General features: G+C 70.7%; 14 protein-coding genes and 1 tRNA gene. 4 read left to right on the top strand and 11 right to left on the bottom strand.

What is annotated here, in order from left to right; translation table 11 throughout:
• The coding region (locus BFN01_RS01410; protein WP_143187118.1) for an MFS transporter at nt 1-801 on the top strand (801 nt) is incomplete at its 5' end.
• Nucleotides 802-809: 8 nt separating this feature from the next.
• Here BFN01_RS01410 and BFN01_RS01405 read toward each other — a convergent pair.
• The 7 genes from BFN01_RS01405 to BFN01_RS01375 form a co-directional block, all read right to left on the bottom strand.
• On the bottom strand, nt 810-1,193 hold the full coding sequence (locus BFN01_RS01405; RefSeq protein WP_256220994.1) for a hypothetical protein: 384 nt from the start codon (nt 1,191-1,193) through the stop codon (nt 810-812).
• Nucleotides 1,194-1,240: 47 nt separating this feature from the next.
• Nucleotides 1,241-1,714, bottom strand: coding sequence for a TadE family protein (locus BFN01_RS01400; RefSeq protein WP_071640741.1), 474 nt, complete (start codon nt 1,712-1,714; stop codon nt 1,241-1,243).
• A complete protein-coding gene (locus tag BFN01_RS01395; protein WP_071640739.1) occupies nt 1,683-2,084 on the bottom strand; it encodes a TadE/TadG family type IV pilus assembly protein in 402 nt (133 codons plus the stop codon). The genes BFN01_RS01400 and BFN01_RS01395 overlap by 32 nt, the downstream gene beginning before the upstream one ends.
• Nucleotides 2,085-2,096: 12 nt before the next feature.
• Complete coding sequence (locus BFN01_RS01390) at nt 2,097-2,282, bottom strand: hypothetical protein (RefSeq protein WP_071640736.1); 186 nt, start codon at nt 2,280-2,282, stop codon at nt 2,097-2,099.
• A gap of 31 nt (nt 2,283-2,313) precedes the next feature.
• Nucleotides 2,314-3,252 carry a type II secretion system F family protein gene (locus tag BFN01_RS01385; RefSeq protein WP_071640734.1) on the bottom strand — a complete coding sequence of 313 codons (939 nt, stop codon included), beginning with the start codon at nt 3,250-3,252 and terminating at the stop codon, nt 2,314-2,316.
• Nucleotides 3,249-4,106: a type II secretion system F family protein gene (locus tag BFN01_RS01380; protein ID WP_071640732.1), complete on the bottom strand. Its 858-nt coding sequence runs from the start codon at nt 4,104-4,106 to the stop codon at nt 3,249-3,251. Before BFN01_RS01380 ends, BFN01_RS01385 begins: the two co-directional genes overlap by 4 nt.
• On the bottom strand, nt 4,103-5,245 hold the full coding sequence (locus BFN01_RS01375; protein WP_256220993.1) for a CpaF family protein: 1,143 nt from the start codon (nt 5,243-5,245) through the stop codon (nt 4,103-4,105). The genes BFN01_RS01380 and BFN01_RS01375 overlap by 4 nt, the downstream gene beginning before the upstream one ends.
• Before the next feature lie 110 nt (nt 5,246-5,355).
• Between BFN01_RS01375 and BFN01_RS01370 the strand changes: the two genes are divergently transcribed.
• Both BFN01_RS01370 and BFN01_RS01365 read left to right on the top strand, forming a co-directional pair.
• Nucleotides 5,356-5,437 (top strand) — tRNA-Leu (locus BFN01_RS01370).
• Between the two features lie 55 nt (nt 5,438-5,492).
• Nucleotides 5,493-6,257: a DedA family protein gene (locus tag BFN01_RS01365; RefSeq protein WP_071640730.1), complete on the top strand. Its 765-nt coding sequence runs from the start codon at nt 5,493-5,495 to the stop codon at nt 6,255-6,257.
• A 13-nt stretch (nt 6,258-6,270) separates the two neighbouring features.
• Here BFN01_RS01365 and BFN01_RS01360 read toward each other — a convergent pair whose 3' ends face one another.
• A complete protein-coding gene (locus tag BFN01_RS01360; RefSeq protein ID WP_071640759.1) occupies nt 6,271-7,242 on the bottom strand; it encodes a Ku protein in 972 nt (323 codons plus the stop codon).
• A gap of 66 nt (nt 7,243-7,308) precedes the next feature.
• On the opposite strand from BFN01_RS01360, the gene BFN01_RS01355 reads away from it, so the two are divergent.
• Entirely contained in the window at nt 7,309-9,771 is a 2,463-nt protein-coding gene (locus tag BFN01_RS01355; protein ID WP_071640728.1) for an ATP-dependent DNA ligase, read from the top strand.
• Nucleotides 9,772-9,774: 3 nt separating this feature from the next.
• On the opposite strand, the gene BFN01_RS01350 is transcribed toward BFN01_RS01355, so the two are convergent.
• The 3 genes from BFN01_RS01350 to rph form a co-directional block, all read right to left on the bottom strand.
• Complete coding sequence (locus tag BFN01_RS01350; RefSeq protein ID WP_071640726.1) at nt 9,775-10,695, bottom strand: cation diffusion facilitator family transporter; 921 nt, start codon at nt 10,693-10,695, stop codon at nt 9,775-9,777.
• Between the two features lie 91 nt (nt 10,696-10,786).
• Complete coding sequence (rdgB, locus tag BFN01_RS01345; RefSeq protein WP_071640724.1) at nt 10,787-11,380, bottom strand: RdgB/HAM1 family non-canonical purine NTP pyrophosphatase; 594 nt, start codon at nt 11,378-11,380, stop codon at nt 10,787-10,789.
• Nucleotides 11,377-12,123 carry a ribonuclease PH gene (gene rph, locus BFN01_RS01340; protein ID WP_071640722.1) on the bottom strand — a complete coding sequence of 249 codons (747 nt, stop codon included), beginning with the start codon at nt 12,121-12,123 and terminating at the stop codon, nt 11,377-11,379. The genes rdgB and rph overlap by 4 nt, the downstream gene beginning before the upstream one ends.
• Between the last annotated feature and the right edge of the window lie 32 nt (nt 12,124-12,155).

Here is a 12,155-nt window from a genome sequence, read left to right as displayed (position 1 = left end):
GCCGCGCTGATCCAGCTGACCGGGTCGGAGCAGTCGACGATCTGGGCGCTGATCGTGTGCTGCGCGGCGATCGTGCCGCTCGTGCTGTTCGGCCCCGACCCCGAGAAGAGCAGCCCGGTGCTGCTCAAGCCGACCGGCGCTGCGGTCGCAGAGGACTCCGGCGAGGTCGTCACCGGGTCGATCCCCACCCGCGATCGCTACGGCGTGCTCGAGACCATCTCGTACTACCGCGGTGTGCTGATGCGCCTCGGCCTCTCCGCCGCGGCGCTGTCGGCGGTGCGATCGGCACGCCAGGTGATCGTGCCGCTGTGGGGGGTGTCGCTCGGGCTCGATGCCAGCACGATCGCCATCGTCGTGGGCGTCTCCGGCGCCATCGACTTCGCGCTGTTCTACGCGAGCGGCCAGGTGATGGACCGGTTCGGCCGCATCTGGGCGGCGCTTCCCGCGATGCTGCTGATGGGTGCCGGGCTCATCGCCCTGTCGTTCACGCATGATCTGGATCAGGCGACGATGTGGTTCGCGCTGATGGCCGCGGTGCTCGGACTCGGCAACGGCCTCTCCAGTGGCATCCTGCTCACCTACGGAGCCGATCTCGCCCCCGAGACCGATCCCGCGACGTTCCTCGGGGCGTGGCGGACGCTGACGGATGCCGGGGGCGCGGCAGCCCCGGTGATGATCGCGTCGATCGTGGCGCTGGCCTCGCTGCCCCTCGCGACCGCGGTGATGGGCGGGGTTGCGCTGCTGGGAGCCGCGGGCTTCGCGGTCTGGACGCCGAAGTTCCTGCCGCGACGCGAGCACTGACATCCCGCTCACCGCAGCGCCGTGCGGCTCGTCGCCGTCGCCTCGAGCGGCACCCCGTCGGGCACGAACGGCGAGAGGAGCGGCGGATGCCAGGCCGCGGCGACCGTGACCCGCGCCGAGACCCCGTCGGGCGTTCCCGCCGACACCAGGCTCGCCGCGGAGTCGACCGCCCCGATCACCGCGGATGCCTGGTCGCGCACACCGTCGTCGGTGAGCTCGGCTCGCACGCCTTCACCCTCCGCCTCGAGGGTGAAGCCGTCGGATCCGGCGAGCGCCGCCGCGTCGGCGAGCGAGTCGAGACGCTTCTGGGCGATGTAGAGGTCGGTGGCGCACACGCCGACGAAGATCACCGCGATCGCGAGCATCGCGTACCCGAGCACCAGCGGCAGCACGCTGCCGTCGTCGCCCGCGAGCGCGGCGCGGNNCCGCGCCGAGCCGCTCATCCGCTCCCCCACGGTCTCGAGACCTTCTGCGCGGCCTGCGCCTCGACGGGTATGGCCGCCAGCTCATCGAGCCCGAAGATCGGCGGCATGAGGGGCAGCGTCACCTCCGCTCGCACCGTGACGATCACCGTCGCCCCGGCGCTCGGACATGCGGGGGATGCCGGACGGCAGCTGATCCCCACGTCGACGGCGTCCTCGTCCATGCCGTATTCCCGGATGACGCCGGCGAGCACGGCATCCGCGCGTTCGGCTGCCGTCTCGACATCCGGCGCCTGACCGATCACCCGCGCCGTGTGACGCGCCGCGGCCTCCGCGCCGAGCGTCTGCTCCTGAAGCGCGCCCAGCACGAGCACGAGGTACACGAGCGGGACGAGCAGCAGCAGGCCGGCGACGATGAACTCGAGGGCGGCGGAACCGGTCTCGTCGTCGAGCAGCGGTTCAGTCGTCTCCGAACGATTCGACGGGCGCACGCGCCTCCACCTCCAATCCGAACGGAACGCCGAGCAGACCCAGCACGGGCAGCGTCGTGCGCACGCGCACGAGCACGCTCGGGTGCCCCAGGCTCATGTCCTCTCCGACCCCGATGTCTCCGGCGTACTCGTCCCCGACTGCTCGGGTGATCACGGCCTCGGTGCGCGCGGCGCCCTCCTGGAGCGTCGTGTCGGCGAGCGCCGCGTGGTGCGCGCCTTCGACCGCCGCGTCGTGCACGACGTTGCGCACGTACACGGCGAGCGCGATCTGCAGCACGGCGAGGGTGAGCGCCGTCAGCAGCGCGCCGACGAGCACGAACTCGACGGGACTCGACCCTCGCTCATCGGCGAGGAGAGAGCGCGCACGCATCCCGAGCGTCGGTCAGATGCCCGAGACGCGCGAGATCGCCTGCTCGAACAGGTCGACCAGCGCGGGACCGGCGACCGCCCAGATCACCACGACGAGCGCCGCGGTCATCAGCGTCACCAGCACCCAGCCGGGCACGTCGCCCCGTTCGTCCTCCACCACGTCGCGGCCGAGCGCGAACCACCTCTCCAGCTTCTTCATCTCTCTTCTCCCTCCGGATCGTCGATCGTTGTCAGCCCAGGCCCAGTCGCAGGATGAACAGGCCCGGATACACCGCGAACAGCACGCTCAGCGGCAGGATCAGGAACACGAGCGGCAGGAGCATGAGGATCTCCTTCTGCCCTGCCTGCTCGATGAGCACGCGCTTCGCCTCGTCTCTGGCGTCGGCAGCCTGCGAGTGCAGCACCGCGGCGAGCGGCGCACCGTGCTCGAGGGCGGCGACGATCTGGTCGGTGGCCCGGGAGAGCCCCGGCAGCTGCAGCCGCGTGGCTGTCTCGCCGAGCGCGTCCGCGAGCGGCGACCCGGTGTGCACCGCCAGCACCGTCTGACGCAGCTCTCCGGTCAGCTCCCCCGTGCCGATCGCCGACACGCGGCGCAGCGCGTCGAGCAGCGACTCGCCCGCTGAGAGGCACAGGGCGAGGAACTCCAGCGTCGTGGGCAGCTCGTCGGCCAGGCGCGCGCGACGAGAGCGTGCCCGCGCGGTGAGCTGCATGTCGTATGCGATCGCCGCGCCGGCTGCGGCGATGACCGGCAGCAGCACGGCCGGCGGAGTCATGCGCCCGGAGACCGCCATGACCACCACGGCGACCGCGCCGACCAGGAGTCCGGTCACTCCCCAGGCGAGCTGACGCCCGCGGAAGGTTGCAGGTGTCTGGTCGGCGCCGGCCTGCGCGAGACGCAGCCGCAGCGTGTCGCCACCGCCGAGCATCCGGTCGAACATCTCCCGCAGCCTCTCCCACAGTCGCCGGCCGTGCACCGGCATGACGCTGACGGCCGGCAGGATGCCCGCCGGCAGCGCATCATCGTCGACCACATCGCGCACGTACGGCGCGATCCGTCGCTCGAGAGAGGGTGCGCCCCAGCGCGGCAGCGCCGAGAGCACGCCGAGCAGGCCGAGCGCGAGCGACCCGCCCAGCAGCACCGCGATGGCGGCATCCGTCGCGGCGGTCATCCGAACCACCGCTCCGGCTCGGGCAGCCGCCCGATGCGCAGCATGATGCGGAACGCCACCACCGACACGACCGCGCCGACGAGGATGACGAGCACTCCCTCGGTGCTGCCGTACGCGTCGCGACCCTCGGGGCGCATCACGAGCAGGCCCAGGATCACCCAGGGGGCGACCGCGCCGAGCACGGCGGCGCCGCGGATCCACGACTGCCGCGCCTCGACCTCGCCGCGCAGCGCGGCATCCGCGCGCACCGACGACGACAGCGCGCGCAGCACGCCGGTCAGCTCGGTGCCGCCGACCTGGCGGGCCATCCGCAGCGTCTCGGCGATGCGGTCGGCGATCGGATCGGCCAGCGTCGCCTTCAGCCGGTCGAGGCTCGACTCGAAGCGTCCGGTCGACTGCAGGTCGCGGGCGAAGACCTGGAACGCCGGACGCACGGCCGGCGGCGCCGATTCGGCGAGGCTCGCCACCGCATCCGGCAGCGAGAGCCCCACACGGATGGCCGCGACCAGCAGATCGCAGACGTCCGGCCACATCTGCCGCCGCGCCTTACGCAGCCGCAGCCTGCGTCCGCGCAGGAACATCACGGGAGCGGCAGCGCCGGCGAGCGCAGCGAGGGAGACCAGCACCGGGATGCCCGTGAGCAGCCATGCGAGGGCGGCCGACACCGCGGCGATCGCGACCATGACCGCGACGATCGTGCGCGTCGGCGTGCGCGAATGCCCGGCCTCATCCAGCAGCCGTCGCAGACGCGTGCTGCGCGGATCGCGAGCGGGTCGCTCCTGGCGCGGCCAGAGCCACGGCGACACGCACAGGAGCAGCCCCGCACCGAGCAGCGCGCCGACGAGCAGAGTCATGTCGCCTCCTCCGCCCGGTAGACCGAGGTGCTGACGATGCGGCCGTCGGCGACCTCGCCCGTCGGCGCGATCACCTCGACGACCCGACGCGACCCGTCTGCCTCCCGACGACAGTGCACGACGAACGAGATCGACGATGCCAGCGCCGGCGCGATGAAGGAGCGGTCGATGTTGCGCCCGGCGAGCAGGGGCAGCAGCGCCAGCTTCTCGAGTGCCTCCGCGGCCGAGTTGGCGTGCACTGTGCCCGCGCCGGGCACGCCGGTGTTCAGGGCGAGAACGAGATCGAGCGCCTCGGCATCGCGGACCTCGCCGACGACGAGGCGATCAGGTCGCATGCGCAGGGCCTCCTTCACGAGCCGGCGCAGCGTGATCTCTCCGGTGCCCTCGAGACTCGCCTGGCGGCCCTGCAGCGCCACCACGTCCGGGCCGTCGACGGCGAGCTCGAACGTCTCTTCGACCGTGATGATGCGCTGGTCGGCCGCGCAGGCTGACAGCAGAGCACCGAGCAGCGTGGTCTTGCCCGCGTGCGTGGCGCCGGAGACGATGATGCTGCGTCCCGCGCGCAGCCCGGCCAGCAGCAGGTCGGCGACCTGCGAGGGCACGGAGCCCTGCGCGACCAGCGCCTCGATGGTGCGGTGCCGCGTCAGGAACTTGCGGATGTTCACCGCCCAGGATCCACGCACCACGTCGGCGATCGCGACGTGCAGACGCGATCCGTCGGGCAGCGACGCATCGACGAACGGCTGGCTCACGTCGACGCGACGGCCCGTGGTCTGCAGCATCCGCTCGACGAGGTCGCGGATCAGGGCATCCGTCAGCTGCAGGTCGACGCGGTGCGTCGCCCCGCCCTTCGCGACGAACACCCGGTCGGGACCGTTGAGCCAGATCTCCTCGATCTCGGGGTCGTCGAGAAGAGGCTGCAGCGCACCGAACCCCGAGACGGAGGCCAGGACATCGCGCACGAGAGCCGCTTCGTCGTCGATCATCGTCTCGCCCCGCTGCAGGGCGAGGTCGTTGTGCCTGCGCACCTCCAGCTGCGCGATCCGACGCGCCTCGTCGGGCTCGGCGGAGGGATCGGTGTTCTCCAGGCGCAGACGCCGACGCACTCTCTCGGCGACGGCGGCGGACGGATAGCTCACGCCGGGCATCCTGACAGAGATCGACACGCCCGCGTCGAAGTTATCCACAGGAAGCCGTAGGGCGAATCTACGGAAAACCCGACCGACTCGATCGCTAGACTCAAAACCGCGCGGAAGTGGTGGAATCGGTAGACACGCAGGATTTAGGTTCCTGTGCCCCCGGGCGTGTGGGTTCAAGTCCCATCTTCCGCACCGCATCTCCGCACTCCGCCGATATCGAACGACGGGAACTCTTTTGCTCCACACCATGCTCCAGGCCCCGACGGCGCTGATCCCATGGCTCGACCCGGCGAACATCATCGAGGGAGCAGGTGCCTGGGCGCTCGCGGTGGTCTGCTTCATCGTGTTCGCCGAGACCGGGCTGCTGGTGGGCTTCCTGCTGCCGGGTGACACGCTGCTCGTCATCTCCGGGCTGCTCACCCACACCAGCGACATCTTCGGCGTGAACATCTGGGGCGTCTCGCTGCTGATCGCGCTCGCGGCGTTCGTGGGCGGCGAGGTCGGCTATCTCATCGGACACAAGGGCGGGCCCGCGGTGTTCGAGCGCAAGGAATCCGGCCTGTTCAGCGTGAAGAACGTCGAGCGCACCAACGCGTTCTTCGACCGCTTCGGCGGAATCACGATCATCCTCGCCCGCTTCGTGCCGATCGTGCGCACCTTCGCCCCGGTCGCCGCGGGAGTCGGCCACATGCCGTGGAAGCGGTACTCGCTGTTCAACCTGATCGGCGCGCTGCTGTGGGGCTTCGGCCTGACGATGGTCGGCTACCTGATCGCCTACATCCCGTGGATCCGCGACCTCGTCGTCGACTACATCGACCTCATCCTGCTACTCGCCGTCGGCGGCACCGCCGTCGTCACCCTGTGGCACTACCTCGTCGAGCGGTACAAGGCCAAGAAGGCCGCCGCCCGCGGAGACGACGTCGACACGGATGCCGCCGAGGCAGAGGCCCTGCGGCTGGATCCCGAGGTCTTCGACCGCGCGCCCGACCTCGACGGCGACGGGAAGCACTGACCCTGCCGAAGGCTCAGCCGGCCTTCTTCCTGGTCGACGCCTTCTTCGCCGCCGGCTTCTTCGGGGCCGCCTTCTTCGGGGCCGCATTCTTCGGGGCCGCCTTCTTCGGGGCCGCCTTCTTGCGCGTCGGCTTCCCCTCGTCGGCGTCCCCGTCGTCGGCTGTGTCCTCGGCATCCGCCGCCGCGCTGCCCTTCCTGGCCGCCTTGGTGCGCTCGACGCTGGCGCGCAGCGCCTCCATCAGGTCGATGACCTCGCCGCCCTTCTCGGCCTCGCGCTCGTCGCCGAAGGTCGAGGCCGCGTCGAAGCCCTCGCCCGCCTCGATCTTCGCGTCGATGAGGGTGCGCAGCTCCTTCTGGTACTCGTCGACGAACTCCTCCGGGTCGAAGTCGCTGGAGTAGCTCTCGACGAGAGCTGCCGACATCTCGAGCTCCTTCGTGCTGATCTTCACGTCTTCGTCGAGCGCGGGGAAAGCGGCCTCGCGCACCTCGTCCGCCCAGAGCAGCGTCTGCAGCACGAGCACGTCGCCACGCACGCGCAGCGCGGCGAGGCGGGTCTTCTGCCGCAGGGTGAAGCGCACGATGGCGGTGCGGTCGGTCTGCTCGAGGGTCTTGCGCAGCAGCACGTACGCCTTCGGCGACTTCGAGTCGGGTTCCAGGTAGTAGGCCTTGTCGAGGGTCAGCAGATCGACCTGGTCGCTGGGCACGAACTCGACGACGTCGATCTCGCGGCTCTTCTCGGCCGGGAGCGACGCCAGGTCGTCCTTGGTGAGCACGATCGTCTGCCCGTCGTCGACGTAGGCGCGGCCGATGTCGGCGTACTCGACGGGCTCGCCGTCGATCTCGCAGATGCGCTGGTACCGGATGCGCCCGCCGTCTTCGTGGTGCACCTGGTGCAGCGGCACGTCGTGGTCCTCGGTCGCGGAGTACACCTTCACCGGGACGTTCACGAGTCCGAACGTCAGAGCGCCCTTCCAGATGCTTCTCATGCCCTCAGTGAACACCAGGCCGCCGCCAGCCGCGAGGGGCTTGCGGATGCCCACTAACCTGGCCCCATGGCATCCGGCGAGCAGGTCGTTCAGATCGACGGCCGTCGCCTGCGCATCACCAACCTCGACAAGGTCGTCTACCCCGAGACCGGCACCACCAAGGGCGAGGTGATCGCCTACTACTCGCAGATCGCGCCGCTCATGCTGCCGCACCTGCGCGGACGCCCGGTCACCCGCAAGCGGTGGGTCGACGGGGTCGGCACGGCAGACGTGCCCGGCGGGAGCTTCTTCACCAAGCAGCTCGAGCGCGGGGCCCCCGACTGGATCAGGCGGATGCCGATCGAGCACTCCGACGGCCCGAAGGACTACCCGCTCGCCGACGATGTCGCCTCGCTCGTCTGGTTCGCGCAGATCGCCGCTCTGGAGCTGCACGTGCCGCAGTGGCGCTTCACCCCTTCCGGCGGACGCGGGATGCCGGACCGGCTCGTACTCGACCTCGACCCGGGTCCCGATGTGGGCCTCGCGCAGTGCGCCGAGGTCGCGCGGATCGCCCGCGTCATCCTCGGCGGGATGGGGCTGGAGCCGATGCCGGTCACGAGCGGCAGCAAGGGCATCCACCTGTACGCCCGCCTGCCCACGGCCGACGACGGCACCGGCCTGCAGTCGAGCGATGACGTCTCGGCGGTGGCGAAGGAGCTCGCGCGGCTGATCGAGGCCGACCATCCCGACCTCGCGACCCACGTCATGGCGAAGTCGCAGCGCGGCGGCAGGGTCTTCATCGACTGGAGTCAGAACAGCGCGTCCAAGACCACCATCGCGCCGTACTCCCTGCGCGGACGCGCTCACCCCTGGGTCGCGGCGCCACGCACGTGGGATGAGCTCGACGACCCGGCTCTGCGGCACCTCGACCTGCACGAGGTTCTCGAGCGGATGCGCTCCGGCGTCGACCCCCTGGCGGCCCTCGCACCGCCCAGCACCGCGCTCACCTCGTACCTCGCGAAACGGGACGCCGAGAAGACTCCCGAGCCCATGCCGCGCACGGCATATGCGGGCTCGGGCGATGCGCCGCGGTTCGTGATCCAAGAGCACCACGCCAGTCGGCTGCACTACGACCTGCGGATCGAGCGCGACGGCGTGCTCGTCAGCTGGGCGGTGCCGAAGGGCGTGCCGGAGACCGCCGACCGCAACCACCTGGCGGTGATGACGGAACCCCACCCGCTCGAGTACCTCGACTTCGAGGGCGAGATCCCGGCCGGCGAGTACGGTGCGGGTTCCATGACCGTGTGGGACACCGGCACGGTCTCACTGGAGAAGTGGCGCGACGAGGAGGTGATCGGCACGTTCACCGGGCAGCCGGGCGGCAGGCTCGGCACAGCCCGTCTCGCTCTGATCCGCACCGGCGGCGAGGGCGAGAAGTCGCAGTGGCTGCTGCACCGCATGAAGGATGCGGACGCGCAGCCATCCCCCGGCCGGCGATCCCCTCGCCGCACCGGGAGACCGTCTCCACCCGAGCAGGAGAACAGCGCCGACGCCACCGCGGTGCCCCCGTTCATCCCGCCGATGCTGTCGGAGTCCGGCACGCCGGGCCTCGCGCGTTCGCTCAGCGAGCCGGCGTGGGCGGAGATCAAGTGGGACGGTATCCGAGCGATCGGCACGTGGCAGCGCGATGGCGACGGCATCGGCCGGTTCACTCTGCGCGCCCGCAGCGGCACCGACATCACCGCGCGCTATCCCGAGCTCACCGCCGACGGAGCCCCGCACCTGCCAGCCGCCGAGGCGGTGGTCGACGGCGAGATCGTCGCCTTCGACCACGACGGGCGCCCCAGCTTCGCCCTCCTGCAGAATCGGATGCACCTCACCAAGGGCCGCGAGATCGAACGCGAGGTCGTGCGCACCCCGATCAGCTACATGCTCTTCGATCTGCTGCGACTCGACGGGCACGACCTCACCGGCATGCCGCTGCGCCAGCGGCGCGAGCTACTCGAGCAGCTCGCCGCCGATCTCGACGCTCCGGTGCAGGTGCCGCCCGTCTTCGACGATCTCGAGGCCGCTCTCGACGCGAGTCGGGAGTTCGGCCTCGAGGGTGTCGTCGCCAAAGACCCCGACTCCCGGTACCGACCAGGGCGACGCTCGAGCTCGTGGCTGAAACTCAAGCGGACGCATGCCCAGGAGGTCGTCGTCGTCGGCATCCGGCCCGGTCAGGGCGCCCGTCGAGACGGGATCGGCTCGCTGCTGCTCGCCGTGCCGTCACCGGAGTCCGACGGCGGCCTGCGCTACGTCGGTCGGGTGGGCACCGGATTCACCGACCGGATGCTGCGCGATCTCGCCGTGCAGCTCGAGCCGCTGCGCGTGCAGACCGCTCCGTTGCAGGTGCCCTCCCCCGATGCATCCGATGCGCTGTGGGTGCGTCCGGAACTGGTCGGCGAGGTGGAGTTCGCGAACTGGTCACCGGGCGGCATCCTGCGTCACTCCCGCTGGCGCGGGCTGCGGCCGGACAAGTCGCCCGACGAGGTGCGCGTCGAGGACTGACCCTCAGGCGTGCGCGGCCTCGCACTCGTCATGATCGGCGGGCTCGAGCTGGAAGGTCGAGTGGGCGACGTCGAAGTGGTGCGCAAGACAGCCCTGCAGCTCCTGCAGCAGCCGCGACGAACCACCGGATGCCAGCACGGCCGGTTCCACCGTCACATGCGCGGTGAACACGGGGGCGCCGCGGGTCAGCTGCCACACGTGCACGTCATGCACGTCGACGACGCCCGGGTACACCCGCAGATGCTCGCGGATCTCGCTGACCGCCATGCCCTGCGGTGCAGACTCCGCCAGCACCGAGAACACCTCCCGCAGCAGCGAGATCGCGCGCGGCAGGATGAGCGCCGCGATCAGCAGCGAGGCGATCGCGTCGGCCGGCATCCATCCCGTGGTCACGATCACGACGGCGGCGACGATGACCATCGCCGACCCGATCAGGTCGCCCATCACCTCGAGGTAGGCGCCGCGCACGTTGATGCTCGTCTTCTGCGCGCGGCTGAGCACCCACATCGCGATGGCGTTGGCGATCAGGCCGATGACTGCGACGGCCAGCATGAGCGGGCCCGCCACCTCGACCTCGCCCGGGTCGATCAGCCGCTGGATGCCCTGCACGGCGACCACGACCATCAGCGCGATGAGGATGATGGCGTTGATCAGCGCACCGAACACCTCCGCGCGCTGGTAGCCGAACGTGCGCCGGTCATCGGCGGGTCGCGCGGCCACCGCGGTCGCGATCAGGGCGATCACGAGGGCCGACGAGTCGGTGAACATGTGCGCGGCGTCGGCGAGCAGCGCCAGCGAGCCCGACAGGATCGCGCCGACGACCTGCACCACCATCACGGTGGCGGTCAGCGTCAGCGAGATCGCCAGCAGGCGCCGGTGGCCGGCGTCGCGAATCCCCCCGGCGGCGGGTGCGTGGTCGTGCATGCCTCCAGGCTAGGCCGGGCGGCACGCTCTCGAGGCCCTTTCCGAGCACACGGGAACGGTAACGGTTCTCAACAGCCCGGGCGGGGCGGTGCTACAGCGCGGCGAGCAGCGGGATCAGAGCCTGGAAGGCGCGGGACCGATGCGACTGCGACTGCTTCTCGGCGTCGGTGAACTCGCCTACTGAGCGCTCCGAGGCCGGGTCCTGACCGTCGGGGATGAAGATCGGGTCGTACCCGAATCCCCCCGAGCCGGATGCCCGGTGCGCGAGGCGCCCGGGCCAGACGCCCTCGACGGTGCGCTCTGCGCCGTCGGCGGTCACCAGCGCGATGGTCGAGTGGAACTGCGCGGTGCGGTGGGGGTCGGCGACGTCGCGGAGCTGGTCGAGCAGCAGCGCGAGGTTGGCCGTGGCATCTTTCTTCTGCCCCGCCCAGTACGCCGAGAAGACGCCGGGGGATCCGCCGAGCACGTCCACGCAGATTCCGGAGTCGTCGGCGAGCGCCGGCAGCCCTGTATGTGCGAACGCCGCGCGTGCCTTGATCAGCGCGTTCTGCGCGAAGGTGACGCCGTCCTCGACCGGCTCGGGCCCGTCGTACCCGATCACCTCGAGGTCGGGACGGGTGGCGGCGACGATCTGCTGGAACTCCGCGACCTTGTGCGGGTTGTGCGTGGCGAGGACGACCTTCATTCGGCGCTTCCGTCGGCCAGCGCCGCGAGCTGGTGCTGCTGCAGCGACGCGCAGCCGGCGATTCCCAGGTCGAGCAGGGCGTCGAGCTCGCGCTTGTCGAACGGCGCGCCCTCGGCGGTGCCCTGCACCTCGACGAAGAGCCCGCGTCCGGTGACGACGACGTTCATGTCGGTCTCGGCGCGGACGTCCTCGACGTAGGCGAGATCGAGCATCGGCTCGCCGTCGATGATGCCCACCGAGACGGCCGCGACGGTATCGAGCAGCGGCTTCGCGTTGCGACCGATGAACTTCTTGTCCCGACCCCACTCGATGGCGTCGGCGAGCGCGACGTACGCCCCGGTGATCGCCGCGGTCCTGGTGCCGCCGTCGGCCTGCAGCACGTCGCAGTCGATGACGATGGTGTTCTCACCCAGCGCCTTCGTGTCGACCACCGCGCGCAGCGCGCGGCCGATGAGGCGCGAGATCTCGTGCGTGCGACCGCCGATGCGGCCCTTCACGCTCTCGCGGTCGTTGCGTGAGTTGGTGGCACGCGGCAGCATCGCGTACTCGGCGGTCACCCACCCCTTGCCCTTGCCGGTCAGCCAGCGCGGCACGCCGTTGGTGAACGACGCGGTGCACAGCACCTTCGTGCCGCCGAAGCTGATCAGCGCCGAGCCCTCGGCGTGCGCGGACCAGCCGCGCTCGATCGTGATCTCGCGGAGCTGGTCGGTGCTGCGCCCGTCGGCGCGGACGATGTCTGACATGGTGTCCTCTCGGAGCGATTCAGGGCGGAGCG

The organism is Microbacterium sp. AR7-10, assembly GCF_001878835.1.
Lineage (GTDB): Bacteria > Actinomycetota > Actinomycetes > Actinomycetales > Microbacteriaceae > Microbacterium > Microbacterium commune.
The sequence above is the reverse complement of the archived record's forward strand: the minus strand, read 5'-3'. Positions and strand labels throughout refer to the sequence as shown.